The 20,380-nt window shown below is 62.1% G+C and carries 16 protein-coding genes and 1 pseudogene; 7 read left to right on the top strand and 10 right to left on the bottom strand.

All coding sequences use genetic code 11. The features are described from left to right. Positions 1-114 precede the first annotated feature (114 nt). On the top strand, positions 115-1,350 hold the full coding sequence (locus tag AKU94_RS17420) for an NAD(P)/FAD-dependent oxidoreductase (protein ID WP_050528521.1): 1,236 nt from the start codon (positions 115-117) through the stop codon (positions 1,348-1,350). 100 nt (positions 1,351-1,450) lie between these two features. Here AKU94_RS17420 and AKU94_RS17415 read toward each other — a convergent pair whose 3' ends face one another. After that, a complete protein-coding gene (locus AKU94_RS17415) occupies positions 1,451-2,437 on the bottom strand; it encodes a 2-hydroxyacid dehydrogenase (RefSeq protein WP_050528520.1) in 987 nt (328 codons plus the stop codon). Positions 2,438-2,637: 200 nt separating this feature from the next. Here AKU94_RS17415 and AKU94_RS17410 point away from each other — a divergent pair, with 200 nt between their 5' ends. The 3 genes from AKU94_RS17410 (at position 2,638) to AKU94_RS17400 (ending at position 4,350) form a co-directional block, all read left to right on the top strand. Beyond that, positions 2,638-3,096, top strand: coding sequence for an SH3 domain-containing protein (locus tag AKU94_RS17410; protein WP_232295817.1), 459 nt, complete (start codon positions 2,638-2,640; stop codon positions 3,094-3,096). A 41-nt stretch (positions 3,097-3,137) separates the two neighbouring features. Beyond that, positions 3,138-4,019 (top strand): cation diffusion facilitator family transporter, encoded by an 882-nt coding sequence (locus tag AKU94_RS17405; RefSeq protein WP_050528518.1) that lies wholly within the window; start codon positions 3,138-3,140, stop codon positions 4,017-4,019. Between the two features lie 85 nt (positions 4,020-4,104). After that, positions 4,105-4,350, top strand: a complete 246-nt coding sequence (locus tag AKU94_RS17400) for a DUF6455 family protein (protein WP_157056599.1) — start codon at positions 4,105-4,107, stop codon at positions 4,348-4,350. Between the two features lie 50 nt (positions 4,351-4,400). Here AKU94_RS17400 and AKU94_RS17395 read toward each other — a convergent pair whose 3' ends face one another. The 9 genes and pseudogenes from AKU94_RS17395 to AKU94_RS17355 all read right to left on the bottom strand — a co-directional run bounded on the left by AKU94_RS17395 (position 4,401) and on the right by AKU94_RS17355 (position 16,588). After that, positions 4,401-4,880, bottom strand: coding sequence for an Hsp20 family protein (locus AKU94_RS17395; RefSeq protein ID WP_050528731.1), 480 nt, complete (start codon positions 4,878-4,880; stop codon positions 4,401-4,403). 138 nt (positions 4,881-5,018) lie between these two features. Then, positions 5,019-5,843 (bottom strand): trypsin-like serine peptidase, encoded by an 825-nt coding sequence (locus tag AKU94_RS17390; RefSeq protein WP_050528730.1) that lies wholly within the window; start codon positions 5,841-5,843, stop codon positions 5,019-5,021. Positions 5,844-5,915: 72 nt separating this feature from the next. After that, a complete protein-coding gene (gene glcF, locus AKU94_RS17385) occupies positions 5,916-7,205 on the bottom strand; it encodes a glycolate oxidase subunit GlcF (RefSeq protein WP_050528516.1) in 1,290 nt (429 codons plus the stop codon). A gap of 28 nt (positions 7,206-7,233) precedes the next feature. Beyond that, positions 7,234-8,346: a glycolate oxidase subunit GlcE gene (gene glcE / locus AKU94_RS17380; RefSeq protein WP_050528515.1), complete on the bottom strand. Its 1,113-nt coding sequence runs from the start codon at positions 8,344-8,346 to the stop codon at positions 7,234-7,236. Positions 8,347-8,377: 31 nt separating this feature from the next. Then, entirely contained in the window at positions 8,378-9,808 is a 1,431-nt protein-coding gene (locus tag AKU94_RS17375) for an FAD-linked oxidase C-terminal domain-containing protein (protein WP_050528514.1), read from the bottom strand. A gap of 55 nt (positions 9,809-9,863) precedes the next feature. After that, positions 9,864-11,936 (bottom strand): hypothetical protein, encoded by a 2,073-nt coding sequence (locus AKU94_RS17370; protein ID WP_050528513.1) that lies wholly within the window; start codon positions 11,934-11,936, stop codon positions 9,864-9,866. Continuing rightward, positions 11,933-14,698 carry a DUF4159 domain-containing protein gene (locus AKU94_RS17365; protein ID WP_050528512.1) on the bottom strand — a complete coding sequence of 922 codons (2,766 nt, stop codon included), beginning with the start codon at positions 14,696-14,698 and terminating at the stop codon, positions 11,933-11,935. Before AKU94_RS17365 ends, AKU94_RS17370 begins: the two co-directional genes overlap by 4 nt. Further along, positions 14,698-15,570 (bottom strand): DUF58 domain-containing protein, encoded by an 873-nt coding sequence (locus tag AKU94_RS17360; protein WP_050528511.1) that lies wholly within the window; start codon positions 15,568-15,570, stop codon positions 14,698-14,700. The genes AKU94_RS17365 and AKU94_RS17360 overlap by 1 nt, the downstream gene beginning before the upstream one ends. Continuing rightward, positions 15,567-16,588, bottom strand: a pseudogene (locus tag AKU94_RS17355) (AAA family ATPase). Before AKU94_RS17355 ends, AKU94_RS17360 begins: the two are co-directional and overlap by 4 nt. Positions 16,589-16,673: 85 nt before the next feature. Here AKU94_RS17355 and AKU94_RS17350 point away from each other — a divergent pair. The 3 genes from AKU94_RS17350 (at position 16,674) to polA (ending at position 20,379) form a co-directional block, all read left to right on the top strand. After that, entirely contained in the window at positions 16,674-17,252 is a 579-nt protein-coding gene (locus AKU94_RS17350; RefSeq protein WP_050528510.1) for a DUF1285 domain-containing protein, read from the top strand. 102 nt (positions 17,253-17,354) lie between these two features. Beyond that, positions 17,355-17,537, top strand: coding sequence for a zinc-finger domain-containing protein (locus AKU94_RS17345; RefSeq protein ID WP_050528509.1), 183 nt, complete (start codon positions 17,355-17,357; stop codon positions 17,535-17,537). Positions 17,538-17,598: 61 nt separating this feature from the next. After that, complete coding sequence (polA, locus tag AKU94_RS17340; protein ID WP_050528508.1) at positions 17,599-20,379, top strand: DNA polymerase I; 2,781 nt, start codon at positions 17,599-17,601, stop codon at positions 20,377-20,379. The last annotated feature ends 1 nt before the right edge of the window (position 20,380 follow it).

Below are 20,380 nucleotides of genomic sequence, written 5' to 3'. Positions count from 1 at the left end.
TAGAGAGTGGTTTGAGAAACGGCAAATAAGAGTTGAAGCTTTTTGTCAGCAACTAGTCACAACACTTTGTTTAAATTTAATTATACACCCATCTAAAAGCATAAGGGACCGCCCATGCAGAGCACTGAAATCGCCGTTATCGGGGCGGGCGTTATCGGCCTTGCCATTGCCCACCGTCTTACGCATGACGGGCATGAGGTTGTGGTGATCGACCCGGCCGAACCCGGCCTCGGTGCCTCGTATGGCAATGCCGGAACGATTGCCGATTACGCGATCCAGCCCGTCGGCACGCCTGATGTTCTGCGCTCTCTGCCCTCGCTTTTGTTTGATCGCAACTCACCGCTCTCCATCCGCCATGCCGCCTTGCCCAGCCTCGCGCCGTGGCTGTTGCGGTTTACGCGCCAGTGCCTGCCAGATGCCGCAAAATGCAATGCAATCGCGATTGCAGCACTGATGGCAAAGGCGCTACCGCAATGGGATACGCTCTCGGCCCAGATTGGCGGTGAGGATCTGATGCAGCGCCGCGGCTGCCTGTATATTTATGAAACAAAATCCGGCTTTCAGGCCGCGCAGAATGATCTGGCCTTTCGTAAAGAGTTGGGCGTGTCGATAGAGATGCTGACCCCGCAGGAATTATCGGTGATGGAGCCGGGCCTGCCCGAGATGTCCGGCGGGGCCGCCTATTTCCCGAATGCGGTGTTCATGGCCGATCCGGGTGAAATGGTCCAACGCCTGTACCGCGCTACGAAATCTGCGGGGGTGACTTTCCTGTCGACGCGGGCAGAGGGGATCAAACGCGAAAACGGCGGCGTTCAAATCACCGGGCCGAATCTGGACCTGACGGCACGCCATGTCGTGATCGCGGCGGGGGCACATTCCCGTGCCTTGGCGCGCTCCGCCGGCGACCCTGTGCCACTGGATACCGAGCGCGGCTATCATGTCGAATGGGACATGGCCCAGCCCCGCCTGTCGCGTCCCAGTTGCCCGGCCTCGCGGGGGTTCTACCTTTGCCCGATGTCGGGCCGCCTGCGCGTCGCAGGCACGGTGGAACTCGGCGGCCTTACCGCGCCGCCCTCCCCCCACCGCATCGCAAAGCTGGTTGAGGGCGCGCGCGCCTTCTTTCCCGACCTCGGCCCACCTGATCGCGAATGGATGGGGTTCCGCCCCTCCATGCCCGACAGCCTGCCCGTGATTGGTCCAAGCCGCAAAGGGCCAGAGGTCATCCACGCCTATGGCCACGGCCATGTCGGCCTGACGCTGGCCCCCGGCACCGCAGAGCTTGTCGCGGCTCTGATCGCCGGACGCACACCCGGCCCCGAAATCACCGCCTGCCTGCCAACACGCTTCTGAAACGGCGCGCCCACCGCGAAACAGCCCGTCAGGGCGCCTTTCGCGGCCCGGCCCAACATTGAGGCGACGCGTCAGCGTCAACGAATGGCGGGAGTGCCCCCTAAAGCATTCCGGGCACGACCTGATCCGGTGGGCGGTGCCCGTCGGCAAAGGTCTTGATGTTGATGATGACTTTCTCGCCCATCTCGGCGCGGCCCTCCACCGTGGCCGAGCCCATATGCGGCAGCATCACCACATTGGTCAGTTCCCGCAGGCGGGGGTTGATCTCATGCCCATGCTCAAACACATCAAGGCCCGCGCCGGCAATCTCACCCGCCCGCAAGCCGCGCGTCAGCGCGTTCTCGTCAATCACCTCCCCGCGCGAGGTATTCACGATCACCGCCGTCGGTTTCAAAAGCTTCAAACGCCGCGCATTCATCAGATGAAAGGTTGATGGCGTATGCGGACAATTGATAGAGACCACATCCATCCGGCTCACCATCTGGTCCAGACTTTCCCAATAGGTCGCATCCAGATCGGCCTCGATCTCGGGGCGCAGACGTTTGCGGTTGTGATAATGGATCTGCATCCCAAAGGCCGAGGCACGCCGCGCAACCGCCTGCCCGATCCGTCCCATACCCAAAATACCCAGCCGCCGACCGCCGATACGCCCGCCCAGATGGGCCATGGGCGACCAGCCCTCCCAGCGACCAGCCTGCATTTCGGCCAGACCTTCGGGGATCTTGCGGGTCACGGCCAGAATAAGCGCCAATGTCATATCGGCGGTATCATCGGTCACAACCCCCGGCGTGTTAGAGACCAAAATTCCGCGCTGACGGGCGCTGGTCACATCAATATGGTCAATCCCCGCACCGTAATTGGCGATCAGCTTCAGCTTCTCGCCGGCCTGTGCCAACAGGTTGGCGTCGATCTGGTCGGTCACACAGGGCACCAGCACATCCGAACGCCGCATTGCCGCCCCCAATTCCTCGCGGGTCATCCGGGTATCGGGGTCACGCAACTCGACATCGAACAGCTCCTTCATACGGGTTTCAACCGTTTCCGGCAGACGACGCGTTACAACAACACTCAGACGTGGTGCAGTCATGAAAAACCCCCGATTCACTTTCAAATCATCTCTATTCCTGTCAAAGTGACGCCAAGCGGGGCAAGGCACAAGCCCCCCATAGACAACTTGAGGCAACAAAGAAGGCGACGGGCATCGGTTTGCGGCGTGGCGGGCAAAACAGGCGGATAAAAATGCGGGTGATAGCAAGGATTTTGGCAACAGCTTTGAGCATTGCCCTTATGGCACCTGTCGGATTGGCACAGGAACAGGAACGCGGTGCAGTGACCAATCTGCCGCTGCCGCGTTATGTGTCGTTGAAATCCAACGAGGGGAACGCAAGACGCGGGCCGGGGCTGACACATCGCATCGATTGGGTTTTCAGCCGCGCAGGCATGCCGCTGCGCGTTACGGCGGAATATGAAAACTGGCGCCGTGTCGAGGATTCCGAAGGCGTCGGCGGCTGGGTTCATTACGCGTTGATCTCTGGCACACGCACCGCCTTGATCACAGAGCCGCTGCTGGACCTGCGCGCCACCCCCCGCATAGATGCGACAGTTGTGCTGCGTGCCGAGGCCGGCGTGGTTGCGCGCCTGCTGGAATGCCGTCTTGAATGGTGCCGGCTTAACATTGATGGCACCGCTGGCTGGGCGATGAAGACCGCCCTTTGGGGCGTGGACCCTAATGAGAGCTTTGACTAGGCGGCCATGGGGCTGACCCCGACCGAGGGAAGGACGCAACGATGACCGTGCCAGGTGCAACCAGGATGAACCTTTCGGCGGGAGCGGCCTCGGTCATCGTGGCCGGGCTTTTGGTTGCGCTCAAGCTTTGGGCCTTGGGGGAAACCGGCGCGCTTTCGGTAGCGGCCTCTTTGGCCGATAGTGCAATGGACCTGATGGTCAGCCTTGGCGCGATTGCCGCGATTTTCTATGCCGCCCGACCGCCGGATGAGGACCATGTTTTCGGCCACAGCTCTGCCGAGGATCTGGCCGCCCTCGGGCAATCGCTGTTTATCCTGATCTCGGCCGGTGTGATCACATGGGCTGCCCTGCGCCGCCTGATCCTGGCCCAGCCCGAACGCCTGACCGCCGAAGGATCCGGCATCGTCGCGATGGTTCTATCCGTCTTGCTGACCTTGGCGCTGATTGGTTGGCAAACACGGGTGGCGCGGATCACTGGCAATAAGGTCATCAAGGCGGACCGGTTGCATTATCTGGGGGATTTGCTGCCAAATCTGGGAGCCATCGCGTCACTTTGGGCCTCCAGCCGGTTTGGGCTGATCCAGATCGACAGTATCATGGCGCTGGCAGCGGCCGGCATGTTGGCAATTGGTGCGCTGAAAATCGGGCGGGCGGCGTGGGATGCGCTGATGGACCGCACCGCCGACCCCGAGGTCGTGGAAGGCATCGCCACCCTTGCGCGCAACTGGCCGGGGGTAGAGGGGTTTCACGACCTCAAGACCCGCATGTCCGGCAGCAAGGTATTCGTGCATCTGCATATTGAGCTGGACGGCGATCTCTCGTTGCGCGCTGCACATGACATCGGGGCCGGTTTGCGCCGGACCATCCTGCTGGCCTATCCGCAAGCGGATGTGATCATCCACAAGGATGTCGCTGATCGGTAACACTTTTTACGATTCTCAGATATAAGCTTACAAATTGTTAACCGCGGACGGGTTATCACTGTGCGGTATAACAAGGAACAGACACATGGCGTCGCAACTATCTCAACTTGCGCGACTTATGGGGCTTGATTTAGATCAGCTCGCAAAACGTGAAATTCTGCCCAAAGAAATTGCATTGAAGATGCAGGAGAAATGCGGTGGCTGCACAAAGCGCGGAGCATGCCAGAACATGCTGGACGCTGCGCCCGAAAACCTTGAGTCCCCCCCGAAATTCTGCCCGAACAACCGCTTTCTACGCTTCTTGCAAACAACGCTGATCAAAGACGAATAAGCCCGTCTTGCGTTTGGCGCACCCCCTTTGGGGGATGCGCCGGTCCGCGCTTAAACCTCAACCGTTTCCGCGTGATTGGTGATTTGCGGATTGCCCGGCTGCGCGGTTCCGCGCGCAATCTCGATCCGGCGTGGTTTCAGTGCCTCAGGCACTTCGCGCACCAATTCAATATGCAGCATGCCGTGTTCATGCAAAGCGGCCGTCACCCGCATGTGATCGGCCAGCGCAAAGCGCCGCTCAAAGGCGCGGGTGGCAATCCCACGATGCAGGAAATGGCGATCCGCATCGTCTTCGCCACGGCGCGCGGCGATCACCAATGTGGCCTCCTTCACCTCTACCGTCAGTTCGTCAGGGGAAAAACCGGCCACGGCAACAGAAATACGATAGGCGTTTTCATCGGTCTTTTCAATGTTATAAGGGGGGTAGCTGGGTTGGTTGACATCAGTGGTCAAAACCCGGTCCATCATATCGGCGATCCGGTCAAAGCCGACAGTTGCACGGTAAAGCGGTGCTAGGTCAAAAGTTCGCATATCATCCTCCGTAAAGCGATGTTTCATCGGCCCTCCGATCAGGACGGGCCGCAGTGTCAACACGTCGGGCCCATTATGGCACCCGACCCAATAAATTTGGGAAGCCCCCTGCGGGATTTCAAGCCCTCAACGGTCGGCTTATGGTTTGATGAACTTCGCCGAATTGCCGGCACCGGCCTCTATCGCGCGCTGGCTCGGGTCCGACTTTTGGAAATGGCTGCTCTCGGCGGCAAGCGAGGCCCGCAGGGTTTGCAGCGGCCCTTGCAAAATCGTGCCAAGCGCCACATCGCGCCCGCCGAAATCGGCCTTGGAAGAGACCACCGAGACAACCCGAGCCACCCCGCCACGCACCGAAAAAATCGGCGCCCCCGAAGAACCGAAATCAACCGAGCAGGACAGGACCAAAAGCGCGGCCTCACGATTGAGCACATGGCACAGCTCTTGCAGGCTGGGGGCCTCGGCGCGATCCTTGGCATAAGAGACAACGCCAACCTCTGCCCCCTCAACCGGCAGGAAATCCGTTTCAAACGGGTGGATAGAGGGCAGGCGGATCGGCCGTTCCAGTTCCAGCAACGCAAGGTCATAGGACACGCGGGTCAGCTTATCGCCGCCGCCAAAGATATATTGCGGATGGGTCACCGTCCGCTTGATCCGACGATAGGCCGCGGCGCGACCATTGCGCCATCCCGCCAGAAACTCGATCTCTCCGGCGTCGATTCGCGCGCCGGTCGTGCTGTCGAACAGGCAATGTGCCGCCGTCAGCACAAGATTCGGCCCGATCAGGGCGCCGGTGCAAAAGCTGCTCTGCCCCATGTTCAACCGGCCCACAGCATCCCAGCCCCGGCTTTCATCGCCGGTATCAAGACGGCGCAGGTCCGATTCCTCGGCCATCGCCCCGCTGTATGTGCCCAAGGCAAGGGTCATCCCCATAGCCGCGCGCAAAAGGATAGGTAGAACAGGCATGAGACCTCCGAACATCGCAGTGATTGCGATAACGGGGCTTTTAGGCAGCTTTATGACGTTGCGCCAGCTTTATTAACCTTTGTTAATGGATGCCGGTTTCGGCCCGCCCGTGGCCCAATCCAGAAGTTCCACCGTATGCACCATCGGAATCTCGGTCCCCGAGCCGATCTGCATCATACAGCCGATATTGCCCGCCGCGATGATATCAGGGGTTTTCGCCTCTAGCGTCTTCACCTTGCGCGCCTTGAGCTGCTGGCTGATCTCGGGCTGAAGCAGGTTATAGGTCCCCGCCGAGCCACAGCACAGATGGCTGTCGGCAGGCTCCACCACCGCAAAACCAACCCGTTTCAGCAGGTCTTTGGGATAGGTCTTGATCTGCTGGCCGTGTTGCAGGCTACAGGCCGCGTGATAGGCAACCTTGATGCCCTTATCCGCGCCCTCGGGCAGGCCGATCTTGACCAAAAGTTCGGAAATATCCATCGCAAGGCCCGAGACCTCTGCCGCATCTGCCGCCAGCGGGTCATTGCGAAACATATGGCCGTAATCCTTCACGGTCGTCCCGCAGCCCGAGGTGTTGATGACCACCGCATCAAGCCCCCCTGCCCGTTTCTCGGCCATCCACGCCTTGATATTGGCCGCAGCCGAGGCGTGGGATTGATCGGCCTTGCCCATGTGATGGGTCAACGCCCCGCAACAGCCCATCCCCTTGGCCACCACCACCTCACAGCCCAAACGCCGCAAAATGCGGATCGTGGCATCGTTGATATCGGTATTCAGCGCCTTTTGCGCACAGCCGGTCATCAATGCCACACGGCACTTGCGCTCTCCCATCGGGGCAAAGCTTTGCGGATCATCGTTGCGGCTAACGGGGGGGATGGATTTCGGCGCCATCTCCAGCATCGCGCGCAGGCGTGCATCGGGCATCAAAAACGCAAAAGGCCGCCCGATTTTCGCGCCCAAAAGCGCCAGCCGGAACCGTGTCGGATGCGGGATGATTTGCGCCAACATCCAGCGCAGCACGCGGTCCGTCCATGGGCGCTTGTAGGTTTTCTCGATATATTCCCGTGCGTTATCGACCAGATGCATATAATGCACCCCGCTTGGGCAGGTGGTCATACAGGCAAGGCAGGACAGGCAGCGGTCAATATGTTTGACCGTCTTTTCATCCGCAGGCCGCCCGTTTTCCAGCATATCCTTGATCAGGTAAATCCGGCCCCGCGGGCTGTCGGCCTCATCGCCAAGCACCTGATAGGTGGGACAGGTCGCGGTGCAAAAACCGCAATGCACACAGGCGCGCAAAATCTCGTTGCTGCGCGCGATTGCGGGATCTTTGAGCTGTTCTGGCGTAAAACTGGTTTGCATCTTATTCTCCGCAACTGGCGCTTTGGGATCAGCCCATCAAGCCGGGGTTCAACAGGCCGCGCGGGTCAAATCGGGCGCGCAATCCGGCCGCCAGAACGGCCAGCTCGGGTGGTTCCGGCTGAAAAGCTGGCACTCGGGCATAGGTTTCATCGGACGCGCGTAGCAAGGTTGCATGCCCGCCGATCTGCGCCAAAAGCCCGCGCAATGCGCCTGCCATCACGTCCCCCTCTTCGGGAACCCGCGCCCAGATCAATCCACCGCCCCAGTCGCAAACCGTATCCGTGCCGACCAGTGCCAGCACCTTTGGCATATCGGACGGCTTGACCGAGACACGCCATACCGCCCCCGCCTGCCCGACCAAGGGATTCACATCGCGTAATTCGGCCCAAAGCGCAGCACTTTGCCCGGCCTCCGCCACATCCCAACCGGCCCCAAGCAGCTTGCCCAAGGCCGAGGTCCGATAGGCGACCGAGCCCGCCATCCCTTCGATCCGCAGGCGTAGCTGCCCGGCGACATAGCCCGCACCCGTCACCTGAAAGGGCGATCCCAGCGCCGCGGCCATCGCCTGCACGGCCTGCTCCGGCGTCAGGTCTGATTTAACCAAGGTGGCCTCCACCTCGGGGCGCGGCAACACCTTGAAGGCCACTTCGGTCAAGACCCCAAGCGTGCCATGCGCCCCCGCCATCAGCTTGACCAGATCATAGCCGGTGACATTTTTCATCACCCGACCGCCGTTTTTCACCACCGTGCCGGACCCATCGACAAAGCGCACGCCGATCAGGCTGTCGCGGCAGGCCCCCGCCTGAATGCGCCGCGGGCCAGAGGCATTGGCCGCAACCACCCCGCCAATCGTCGAAGCCCCCTCGCGCCCCAAAAGCGCACGCAGATCCGGCACCTCAAAGGGCAGGCGCTGCCCCTCTGCGGCCAAGGCGGCCTCTACCTCGGTCAGTGGGGTGCCCGCACCCGCAACAATGGTCAAGGCCCCCGGCTCATAAAGCGAAATGCCCGACAGCCCGCCGGTTTGCAACAGATCGCCCTTGGGCTGCGGCCCAAACCCGCGCGCGCCACCGCCGACAATGCGCAAAGGGCCGGTTGCCGCGCGGATCATCTGTGCCAGTTCCAGCTCACTCACAGGCTTCATGACCTTGGCCCTTTCATCTTGGGAAACACATTCATCCACGCCGAGAGGCCGTGACATCAAGCGGAAACACTTTGGCGGCATTCAAAAGCCATTTCGGATCAAACACATCCTTGACCCAAAGCTGCGCCTCCATATCCTCGGGGGCGAATTGCACCTTCATCAGATCGCGCTTTTCTATCCCCACGCCATGCTCGCCCGTCAGGCAGCCGCCGACCTCGACACAAAGCTTCAGGATATCGGCACCAAAGGCCTCGCATTTTTCCAATTCGCCTGGTTCATTGGCATTATAGAGGATCAGCGGGTGCATGTTTCCATCGCCCGCATGAAACACATTGCCCACGCCCAGCCCGTATTCCTTGCTCATCTCACCGATCCGGCGCAGGACATAGGGCAGGCTGGACACGGGGATGGTGCCATCAAGGCACATATAGTCATTGATCTGCCCCATCGCGCCAAAAGCGGATTTGCGGCCCAGCCAGATGCGTTTGGCCTGATCCTCATCGGCGGCGCGGCGCAGTTCCACCGGATTGTGGCGATTGGCGATCTCGATGATCAGGGCAAGCTGCTCGTCGATCTCTTGCTTTGAGCCCTCAACCTCGATGATCAGCAGCGCCTCACACATCGGATAGCCCGCCTTGGCAAAGGCCTCGGTCGCCTCGATGCAGGGGCGGTCCATGAATTCGATCGCCACCGGCAAGACACCCGCCTTGATGATGTCGGACACGCAGGCACCAGCCACCTCATTACTGTCGAACCCGATCAGGACCGGAAGCGCGCCTTCGGGTTTGGGCAGGATCCGCAAGGTCGCCTCGGTCACAACGCCAAGCTGGCCCTCGGACCCGCAGATCACCCCCAACAGATCAAGCCCGCCTGCATCCAGATGCGCGCCGCCGATATTCAGCACGGTGCCATCCATCTGCACCATCGTCACGCCCAAAAGGTTGTTCGTCGTTACCCCGTATTTCAGGCAATGCGCGCCGCCCGAATTCATCGCGATATTGCCCGCAATCGCACAGGCAAGCTGGCTGGAGGGGTCAGGCGCGTAGAAAAACCCGTCCTCCTCAACCGCGCCGGTCACCGAGAGATTGGTGCGCCCTGATTGCACGCGAATAAAACGGTTGGGGTAATCGGTCTCAAGCACCTCATTCATGCGGGCCACGCCAAGGATCACGCAATCACCTGTGGGCAACGCCCCGCCCGCAAGGCTGGTCCCCGCCCCGCGCGGCACCACAGGCACGCCCATCTGATGGCAAATGCGCAAAACGGCGGCGACCTCGGCGGTGCTGCGCGGCAGAACCGCGGCAAGCGGCGGGCAGCGATAGGCCGTCAGCGCATCGCATTCATAAGCGCGCACCTCGGCCTCATCAAAGATCACCGCATCGGCGGGAAGCACCTCCTGCAAGGCCGCGACGATGGCAGGTTTTTGTGCGACAATGGCCGCATCACTCTTTGGCATTTCCATAGCACGCCTCCCACAGCCTGATTTGGTAAGTTTATATAACCAATTCTGCCCTCGATCAAGGATTTGCTGTGCGCGCCCGCCTACCTTCGACCAACCAGCCCGTCAATGTCAAACCCGCCGCCATGAGAAGCCAGAGCCAAGCAGGCAGAAGGGCCGCAATGCGAATATCCTCTGTGACATAAGCCTCACGCGGGGTGATGCCGATCCAGCCGCGCCCTGCGGCCACGCGGCCCATGCCAACGGTGCGGATATCGGGGGTGCCCTCTTCAATCCGCAAGATACCGCCGCGCATGGGGGTGACAACGGGTTGCAGCTTGTCAGCGCTGGCGATGGTTTCCTCAAACTCTTTGGGGGCCGAGGGGCCAAGCGCCATAACGGTCGAAAGATCGCCCTGCGTCAGCTTGTAAAGCCCCATCTCCGGCGCGTCCCATCCTGCGGAGTAGCGACCGGGGGCGACCTCGGGCAGGACCAGCTCCGAGGTGGTCCCGTCGGGGGCGGTGATGGTCACGGGCGGCGGCGCATCAAGGATGGTGCGGCGCGTCACGGTCAAACGCTGGCCGTTGGCGGCGGCGACAAGGGCCTCCTCCTCCAGATCTGGCTCTTTCATCATCCAATGCGCAAGCCGGCGTAGCAATTCCAACTGTGGCCCGCCGCCCTCAAACCCGCGGCCCCAAAGCCACATGTGGTCCGACCCCAGCACGGCAATCCGGCCCTCTCCGACCCGGTCGAGCACCAAAAGCGGTGCGCCGTCGATACCGGTCATCACCAATTGCCCCGCGATCTGTTCCAGCCCGATCTGGCGGAACCAGCGGCCCCAGCCCCCTTGCGGAGCCAGCTTTTCCAGCCCTTCGGTCACCGGATGACGTTTGCCCAGATCGGTCAGCGCGGGGGTAAACCCCTGTTCAAACACGCGGCTGGTGGCGGTCACGGGCATGATTTCGCCCAAGGACGACCGCCAGAGGCTATCAGCAGAGCCGAACTCCGGCCCCGCGGCGACCAGCACCGTGCCGCCCCGCTTGACGTAATCACGCACATTATCAAGATAGGCATTGGGCAAAATCCCCCGTAGGCGGTAGCGGTCAAAGATGATCAGATCGAACTCGTCGATCTTTTCCACGAACAGCTCACGCGTGGGAAAGGCGATCAGTGACAACTCGGATGCGGGGATGCCATCCTGTTTTTCCGGCGGGCGCAGGATGGTGAAATGCACCAGATCCACCGATGGATCGGATTTCAAAAGGTTGCGCCAGACGCGCTCGCCCGCATGGGGTTCGCCCGACACCAGCAACACACGCAAACGGTCGCGCACGCCGTTGATCTGCACCACGGCACCGTTGTTACGATCGGTCAGCTCTCCTTCATTCACCTCGACCTGAAATTGCAGCACATTCATCCCGCCATGCGGCAAGGTCACCGGAAGCTCCAGATCCTCCCCCACCGGCACGCGGTAGGATTGCATCTCCCCGCCGTCGATGGCGATGGAGATATTGGCGCTGCCCGCGACATCGGCAGGGACAGCGCCCTGATCATCAATGCGCAGGGTCAGGGTAACCGCCTCGCCAAGAATGGCAAAGCCGGGGGCGTTCTTGATCACCAGACGGCGGTCCCAATCCTGCGCCTGACCTGTCAATAGAACATGCAGGGGCGCGGGCAGATCAGGCGTAAGCCCGATATCATGGGCCTGACCATCGGTGATCAGAATGGCCCCTGCGATACGGGCGCGCGGCTCTTCGGCCATCGCCTCGGACAGGGCGAGCATCAGCTGGGTGCCGCTGTCGCCCTCACCATCGCCAAGACGAATGATGCGCAGCTCGGTATTGGGCAGGGCGGCGATCTCATCCTCGACCCGAGCAAGGGCGGCGGCGGATTGATCGGGCCGCACCCCGATACGCTGGCTGGCGCTTTCATCGACAACGGCGATCACGATATCGGACAGGGGCGCGCGGTCCTCACGCTGTAACGACGGGTTGGCAAGGGCCGCCAATAGGGCAATCGCCGCCAGCCCGCGCAAGGCCCAACCCGCAAGCCCGCGCCAAAGCCCGTAGCAGATGGTCACCACCGCGACGGCCCCAAGCGCATAAAGCGCCAGCATCGGGATCAGCGGATCAAGGATCAGGTTCGCGGTCATTCGCCCAGTCTTTCAAGCAATGCAGGCACATGGACCTGATCGGATTTATAGTTTCCGGTCAGCACATGCATGATCAGGTTGATCCCGAAACGGACCGCGATTTCGCGCTGACGCTCCCCGGTATAGCCGCGCCCGACCGGAAACATCGGTGCACCGCGCGCGTCCAACGCCCAAGCGGCGGCCCAGTCATTGCCGCCGATCACCACCGGCGTCACCCCGTCATTAAGGTTGCGGAACGGCATGCCCTCGGCCAGCTCGGCATCGGGGGGGCTTGCCTCAACCCAGACCTCACGGCTGGTGTGGCGACCGGGGAAATCCTGCAACAGATAGAAGCTGCGGGTCAGCACATGATCACCCGGCAAGACCTCTAGCGGCGGAATGTCCAAGGGGGCGGCCAGCAATTGCAAGCGCCGCGCCTCGGCGGTTTGCCCGCCCGACATATCGCCGTCGCGGGTGTCGAACAGGATCATCCCGCCCGTGCGCAAATAGCGGTTCAGCTTGGCATAGGCCGCAGCTGATGGCGCAGGCTGATCCACGGTCACCGGCCAGTAAAGGAAGGGGAAAAACACCAGATCATCGGCCTCAAGATCGACCGAGAGCGGGGCGTCGGGTTCAATCGTCGTGCGTTCATACAAACGCTGGCCAAGGCCGCGCAGCCCCGCCTGCGACACCTCGTCGACACGGGCATCCCCGGTCAGGACATAGCCAAGCCGCACGGCGGTTGTCGCCTCGATCGCACGCAGATCCTCGGGGGTTTGCGCGTGGGCGGTATCGGGCAAGGCCAACAGACACAGCCCCGCAACCAGCACGGCCGTATTGCGCATCCCCCCCAAAAGCCGCCCCGAAAGCGCCAATGTCGCCAGCACATCCACCAGTAACAACCCCAAGGCAACCATCAGCGCCGCACCTTTAAAGGACCGCTCATCCTGCATCTCCAACCCTTCACACATCACCGTATCGGGCCAGCTTGCCGGGGCCAGCGCGGTCTCGGCACCGATCACATTCAGGGCCACGCGGCGCTCATCCCCCGCATAAAGACCGGGCGGAAATGCCGCCGAAGGGCCGGTGGCCAGTGCCTGCGCAAGCGCCTCGCCCTCAACGCCCGCCATCTCACCGGCATCGCCCAAGCGGCCAAAGCCGTCAAGCGCCACCTGCGGCACCCAGACCTGCCTCGCCAGATCCGCCGCATCCGGCGCCACCGGACGGCTCGACACGGCCAGACGTTCCAACATCTGCATGAAAAGCCCCGAAAGCGGCAGGTTCGACCATTCGGCATTGGCGGTGACATGGAACAGCACCACCTGCCCCTGCCCGACCGTTTTGCGCGTCACCAAGGGTGTGCCATCGGCCAGCGCCGCAATCGTGCGCGCGGCCAGATCCGGGTCCGGCTGGGCCAGCACCTGTGCCGAGACGGTCACATCATCCGCAATCGGCAACCCGTAAAAGGGCGAGCCATCGGCAAAGGGTGCCAGCGCCTTCGGCTCTCCCCAGCTCATCGCGCCGCCGACATTGCGCCCGCCGATGCGCAGGCGGACGGGCATCAGGTCATCCTCGGTATCGCGGCTGATGTCAGAGGCCGCAAGCCGCGGACCGGCAAAACGCAAGAGCAAGCCCCCCGCATCCAGCCAGTCCCAGATCACGGTTTCCTCATCCGGGGAGAGCGTGGCGACATCGGCCAGAACGATCACATCGGGATTGGCCAGCACCACATCGGTCAGGCTGCCGTCGATCAGCTCGGCCACAGGTTCCAACGCCTGACGCAGGTAATGGGTGGGCGACAAGAGTTGCAGGCTTTCGGCCCCGCCCGCCGCAGAAATCAGCGCGACCTTGCGGCGTTTCAGGCTGTCGTCCGTCAGGCTGACGGCACCGGCGGAGCGGACGCCCACCAGTTCAAACCTTGAGACACGGTTGCGCAATTCGGGCGGCAGCGACAGTGCGGTTTCGGCCTCGGTCTCACCTGCCGCGAAACGCATGGTCACACGGGCAAGCTCTCGCTCTATGCCCGAGGGGTCAAGCCCGCGGGCGGAAACCTCAATCTTGGCCGGATCGGGGTTTGGCAGGCGGGTGGCGGCAAGGGCAATCACCCCATCCTTAAAGTTGGCGGGACGCAGGGCGACCACGGGGCGCGCGCTCTCGAATACTGTAACCGGTCCCCGCGCCTGCAATGCGGACAGCAGCGCGCCACGCCCCGGATGATCCAACCCGTCCGAGAGCCAGAAGCTAGAGAAATCGCCATCGGGCAAGGCATTGGCCCATGCCGAGAGCCTCGGCGCCCAAGGTTGCGGCAGGGTGCCACCCATGGTTTGGGCCACGGCATTGGCCGCCTGAAAAACGGTCTCGCCGGGCGCATCCGTCAGCCGAACCAACGCCACAGGGCGGCCCGCACGGCCCGCATCCGCGACCAGTGCCGCCGCCCGGTCAAGCCTGCGCGGCCAGTCGCGCGCATCGGCCCAAGAGCCGTCCATCAGCACCAAAAGCGGGCCGGTCGCGCCTTCTTCACGTTGTTCAGGGTTCAGCACCGGACCGGCAAAGCCGATGATCGCCGCCGCAACCGCCGCCATGCGCAACAGCAAAAGCCACCACGGGGTTTTATCGGCCTCGGGCTTGTCATCCGTCAGGCCCAGCAACAACACCACACCCGGAAAGCGGCGGCGCAAAGGGGCGGGCGGCACCGCGCGCAGCAACAGCCAAAGCACCGGCAACAGGGCCAGCCCCATGAGCAAAAGCGGGGCCGTAAAGCCCAAAGGCCCGACCATAAACATCAGCGCCCCCGTTCCAATGCCGCATAAAGCCACAGCAGCGCCGATTGCGCCGGCTGGCCGCTGTGATGACACAGGTAATGCCAGCCAGAGGCGCGGGCCATGCCCTCTAACCGGCCCTTGCGTTCGGCCAGACGGTCAAGGTAACGGGCCCGCAGATCACCGGCGCGCAGGGTCTCATGGCGCAGGCTGCCGCCCATGGATTCAAAAATCGTGCGCCCGTCGAATGGGAAGCTTTCCTCAACCGGATCAAGCACTTGCACCAAGGCACCGCGCACCCCGCGATCCGAGGCGATGGCAAGGGCGGTTTCCACCTCTTCGGGATCGCCAAGGAAATCGGAAAAGAACACGGCCCGGCTGTGGCCGCTCAGGTTGCTGACATCGGGCGCGCCGTAATCGGCACCACCCTCACCCGTCATCCCTGCAAGCAGATGCATGATCTGGCCCCGCCCCCCGCGCGGGCGCGCAGCGTCGCCGGTCAGGCCCACACGCTCTCCGCCGCGCAGCAAGAGCACCGCCAGCGCCAGCGCCAAAAGCTGTGCGCGATCCACCTTGGGCGGGCGCGACGCATCGCCGGAAAACTGCATGGACCGTGAGGCATCCACCCATAAAGAGACTGTCTGCGCGGCCTGCCATTCGCGTTCCCGCACAAAGCGCGCTTCGGATTTGGCCGAACGCCGCCAGTCCACCTGCCCCGCCGGATCCCCCGCCATCGCGGGGCGGTACTGCCAGAACTCATCGCCCATACCGGCCCGACGCCGCCCGTGTTCGCCCAGAACCACGGTCGCGGCCAGATGTTCGGCCTGCGCCAAGAGCGCGGGCAAAGCGCCGCCAAGCGCCTCGGACCTTGCACGCAGATCAAGGCCTTGGGTCACGCTGCGGCCTCTAGCCCCAAGGTGCGGGTCACGGTGGCATCGATCAACCCTGCAAGGCTTTCGCCCCGCGCCCGTGCCGCAAAGGAAAGCGCCATACGGTGGATCAACACAGGGCGCGCAAGGGCGGCCACATCGGCCACCGAGGGCGCCAAACGCCCGTCCAAGAGCGCCCGCGCGCGAACTGTCATCATCAAGGCCTGTGCCGCACGCGGACCGGGACCCCATGACAGCAACCCGCGCAGGGCCGCGCCCTCTTCCTCTTCGGGACGGCAGGCACGGACCAGATCGAGGATCGCCTCCACCACCTGCTCACCCACCGGCATCCGGCGCAAAACGGCCTGCGCATCCAGCAATTCCTGCGCGGTAAAGACGCCGTGAACCTGCGCATCCTCGGCCCCAGTGGTGGCCAGCAGGATATCACGTTCGGTCGCACGGTCCGGATAGGCCACATCGACCTGCACCAAAAAGCGGTCCAGCTGCGCCTCGGGCAAGGGATAGGTGCCCTCTTGTTCAATCGGGTTCTGGGTCGCCAACACATGGAAGGGGGCGCCGAGGGGGCGATGCTGCCCCGCAATCGTCACCTCATGTTCCTGCATCGCCTGCAACAGCGCCGATTGTGTGCGCGGCGAGGCGCGGTTGATCTCATCGGCCAGCAACAACTGGCAAAAAATCGGCCCCTCGATAAAGCGGAACGAACGCGCGCCATCCGCCCCGTCCAAGACCTCGGAGCCCAGAATATCGGCGGGCATCAGATCGGGGGTGAACTGGATACGGCTGCCCTCCAGCCCCATCACGGTGGCAAGCGTATCAACCAACCGCGTCTTGCCCAAGCCCGGCAGCCCCACCAACAGCGCATGCCCCCCGCACAGCAATGAGGCCAGCACCAGATCAACCACCTGCCCCTGACCGATAAAACGCCGGTTGATCGACGCCTTCGCGCCCCCAGTTTTTGGCCAAGCACTTCAATCTTGGCGACCAGTTCATCGGCATTTTGGGGCGTTGGGGCGGCGTGGGGCATGACATTCCTCAGACACGGGTTATACTGGGCCTATTAGAGCGATTTATGGCGCCGGGTACAAACGGCAAAAGCAGGATTTGGTCAATTGAGCGTGAAACCGACAGCAGAAGGCATCATGGCATCCGTACAGGCCGCCGGAAAAGGAGCGGGCCCCGCGCCGGTCCACCTGTGGAATCCCGATTTCTGTGGCGATCTCGATATCCGCATCGCGCGCGACGGGACATGGTTTTATCTCGGCACACCGATCGGGCGCCCGGCGCTGGTAAAACTCTTTTCCAATATCCTGAAGCTGGAGGACGGGAAGTATTACCTCGTCACGCCGGTCGAAAAGGTGGGAATCACCGTGGATGACGCGCCCTTTGTTGCGGTGGATTTCACGGCATCAGGCGACGGAGAGGCGCAATCGCTGCGCTTTGAAACCCAGGTGGGCGATTTTGTGACCGCAGGCCCCGACCACCCCATCCGCATGGCCCGCGATCCGCAAACAGGTGAACCCTCGCCCTATGTCATGGTGCGCGCGGGGCTGGAGGCACTGATTGACCGCAAATCCTTTTACCGTCTGGTCGAATTGGGCGCCCACCGCGACCATGAGGGCCAAAGCTGGTTCGGCCTGTGGTCGGGCGGTGTGTTTTTCCCGCTGATCCTATCCGCGGAATTAGGGTAACAGGGACCGCGCTAATTTGCGCACGGGTCTTGCCGCGCCGCGCTGGATCGCTATCATGCCGCCACAAACACAAACGCGCTGCTTTAGCTAGAAAGACCCGCCATGACCGCACCTGTGCCGGAAACCAAAATCGTATCCCAATGGAAAATCGCTTGTGACGGTGACGGGCCTGCCTTGGGCCATCCACGTGTCTGGCTGACCATCCCCCATGATACGGGCTATGTCGAATGCGGCTATTGCGACCGTCGCTATGTCCATGAAAGTTTTGCCGACACGGTAAAATAACGCGCCACTGGACCCGCGCCCCCGTCCATGCGATGAAGGCCAAAACAGCGGAGCGCACGGGATGAGCGATACTTTCGGCAAGGGCCACCACCTGCATCTGATCGACGGATCTGCCTATATTTTCCGCGCCTATCACGCGCTGCCGCCGCTGACGCGGAAATCGGACGGCTTGCCCGTGGGCGCGGTTGCGGGGTTTTGCAACATCCTGTTCCGCTATCTCAATGGCAATAAAGGTGACGATGCGCCGACCCATGTGGCGGTGATCTTTGACCATTCGTCCAAGACCTTCCGCAATGACATCTATCCCGAATATAAGGCCAACCGCCCCGAGTTGCCCGAGGATCTGCGCCCACAATTCCCGCTGACGCGTGAGGCCACCCGCGCCTTCAACATCGCCTGCATTGAAACCGAGGGCTATGAGGCCGATGACATCATCGCCACCCTGTCATGCCGTGCGCGCGATGCAGGCGGACGGGTGACGATTATTTCCTCGGATAAGGATTTGATGCAGCTGGTCGGGGACGGGGTTGGCATGCTCGACCCGATGAAGAACAAGCTGATCGGGCCGGATGAGGTATTTGAAAAATTCGGCGTGGCCCCAAATCGCGTGGTCGATGTGCAATCGCTGGCCGGTGATTCGGTCGACAATGTGCCGGGCGCACCGGGGATCGGCATCAAGACCGCAGCCCTGCTCATTCAGGAATACGGCGATCTGGAAAGCCTGTTGGAGCGGGCGGACGAAATCAAGCAACCCAAGCGCCGCGAGACCCTGATCAACAATGCCGAACAGATCCGCATCTCCAAGCGACTGGTTCAGCTTGATTGCGACACCCCGCTTGATGTCGGCTTTGACAGCATGGCCGTCACCCCGCCCGAGGCAGAGCCGCTGCTGGGGTTCCTCAATGAGATGGAATTCCGCACCCTGACCAAACGCGTGGCCGACAGCCTGAAGGTAGAGGCCCCCACCCCGCAAGCCGTGGTTGAGAATGCGCCCGATCTGCCCTTTGACCATGCCAAATATGAAAAGGTCAGCACGGCGGATGCCTTGCAAACATGGATCGACCGCATCTATGCGCGCGGCTATGTCGCGCTGGATACCGAGACCACCAGCCTGGACGAGATGCGCGCCGAACTGGTCGGGATCTCCCTTTGTGTTGAGGCCGGGCAGGCCTGCTACATCCCACTCGGGCACAAGCAAGGCGGCGATGATCTGTTCGGCTCGTCGGACCTTGCCGAGGGGCAAATGCCGATGGCCAAGGCGCTGGAAATGCTGCGCCCGATGCTTTGTGATGCGAGCATCCTGAAAATCGGCCAGAACATGAAATACGACGCAAAAATCCTTGCCCTTGAGGGGGTTGAGGTTGCGCCGATTGATGACACCATGCTGATAAGCTCGGCGCTGAACGCGGGGCTGCACAATCACGGCATGGATACGCTGGCCGATAAATACCTCGGCCACACGCCGATCCCGATCAAATCCTTGCTTGGCACCGGAAAATCCCAGATCACCTTTGATCTGGTGCCCGTCGATGAGGCGGTGAAATACGCGGCCGAGGATGCCGATATCACCCTGCGCCTGTGGAAATTCTTCAAGCCACAGCTTCACCGCAAATCCGTCACCACCGTCTATGAGACGCTGGAACGCCCGCTTGTGCCGGTTCTGGCCAAAATGGAGATGACAGGCATTCAGGTGGACCGTGACACGCTGTCGCGCATGTCCAACACTTTCGCGCAGAAAATGGGCGCGCTGGAGGCCGAGATCCAGGCCCTTGCGGGGCGGTCCTTCAATGTCGGCTCGCCCAAACAGCTGGGTGAGATCCTCTTTGACGAGATGGGCCTACAGGGCGGCAAAAAGGGCAAAACCGGCGCCTATGCCACCGGCGCCGATGTGCTTGAGGATTTGGCGACCGAGCATGAATTGCCGGGCAAGGTCCTTGATTGGCGACAGCTTTCCAAGCTGAAATCCACCTATACCGATGCGCTGCAAGACCACATCAACCCCGATACAGGGCGCGTGCATACGTCTTATTCGCTGGTGGGCGCGGTCACGGGGCGGCTTTCGTCAACCGATCCGAACCTGCAAAACATCCCCGTGCGCAGCGAGGAAGGCCGCCGCATCCGCGAGGCATTTGTCGCCCCCGAAGGCCGCGTGATTGTCAGCCTCGACTATAGCCAGATCGAGCTGCGCATCCTTGCCCATGTCGCGGATATTCCGGCGTTGAAACAAGCGTTCAAGGACGGGATCGACATTCACGCCATGACCGCCTCGGAAATGTTCGGCGTGCCCGTTGAGGGGATGGACCCGATGGTACGCCGTCAGGCCAAGGCGATCAATTTCGGCGTGATCTACGGCATTTCCGGCTTTGGTCTGGCGCGCAACCTGCGCATCCCGCGGGCCGAGGCGCAGGGCTTCATCGACCGCTATTTCGAGCGTTTCCCCGGTATCCGCGAATATATGGACGCGACAACCCAATTCGCCAAGGATAACGGCTATGTCCAAACCCTGTTCGGTCGCCGTATCCACACGCCTGAAATCAACGCCAAAGGCCCCGCCGCAGGCTTTGCCAAACGCGCCGCCATCAACGCACCGATCCAGGGGACGGCCGCCGATATCATCCGCCGCGCCATGGTGCGCATGCCCGATGCCACCCGCGATCTGGATGCCAAGATGCTGTTGCAGGTCCACGATGAATTGATCTTTGAGGTGGCAAAGGATGCCGTAGATCCGCTGATCAAAACCGCGCGCCGGATCATGGAGGGTGCGGCCCTGCCCGCTGTCCATCTGTCGGTGCCGATCACCGTGGACGCGGGGCAAGGCGCGAATTGGGCCGAGGCGCACTGAC

Source organism: Pseudorhodobacter aquimaris (genome assembly GCF_001202025.1).
Classification (GTDB): Bacteria; Pseudomonadota; Alphaproteobacteria; order Rhodobacterales; family Rhodobacteraceae; genus Pseudorhodobacter; species Pseudorhodobacter aquimaris.
Note: the sequence above shows the minus strand (reverse complement) of the source record. Positions and strands in the feature narration are given on the sequence as shown.

Coding starts and splice junctions, on each gene's coding strand:
- AKU94_RS17420 (WP_050528521.1), top strand. CDS start 115: ATGCAGAGCACTGAAATCGCCGTTATCGGGGCGGGCGTTATCGGCCTT.
- AKU94_RS17415 (WP_050528520.1), bottom strand. CDS start 2,437: ATGACTGCACCACGTCTGAGTGTTGTTGTAACGCGTCGTCTGCCGGAA.
- AKU94_RS17410 (WP_232295817.1), top strand. CDS start 2,638: ATGGCACCTGTCGGATTGGCACAGGAACAGGAACGCGGTGCAGTGACC.
- AKU94_RS17405 (WP_050528518.1), top strand. CDS start 3,138: ATGACCGTGCCAGGTGCAACCAGGATGAACCTTTCGGCGGGAGCGGCC.
- AKU94_RS17400 (WP_157056599.1), top strand. CDS start 4,105: ATGGCGTCGCAACTATCTCAACTTGCGCGACTTATGGGGCTTGATTTA.
- AKU94_RS17395 (WP_050528731.1), bottom strand. CDS start 4,880: ATGCGAACTTTTGACCTAGCACCGCTTTACCGTGCAACTGTCGGCTTT.
- AKU94_RS17390 (WP_050528730.1), bottom strand. CDS start 5,843: ATGCCTGTTCTACCTATCCTTTTGCGCGCGGCTATGGGGATGACCCTT.
- glcF (WP_050528516.1), bottom strand. CDS start 7,205: ATGCAAACCAGTTTTACGCCAGAACAGCTCAAAGATCCCGCAATCGCG.
- glcE (WP_050528515.1), bottom strand. CDS start 8,346: ATGAAGCCTGTGAGTGAGCTGGAACTGGCACAGATGATCCGCGCGGCA.
- AKU94_RS17375 (WP_050528514.1), bottom strand. CDS start 9,808: ATGGAAATGCCAAAGAGTGATGCGGCCATTGTCGCACAAAAACCTGCC.
- AKU94_RS17370 (WP_050528513.1), bottom strand. CDS start 11,936: ATGACCGCGAACCTGATCCTTGATCCGCTGATCCCGATGCTGGCGCTT.
- AKU94_RS17365 (WP_050528512.1), bottom strand. CDS start 14,698: ATGTTTATGGTCGGGCCTTTGGGCTTTACGGCCCCGCTTTTGCTCATG.
- AKU94_RS17345 (WP_050528509.1), top strand. CDS start 17,355: ATGACCGCACCTGTGCCGGAAACCAAAATCGTATCCCAATGGAAAATC.
- polA (WP_050528508.1), top strand. CDS start 17,599: ATGAGCGATACTTTCGGCAAGGGCCACCACCTGCATCTGATCGACGGA.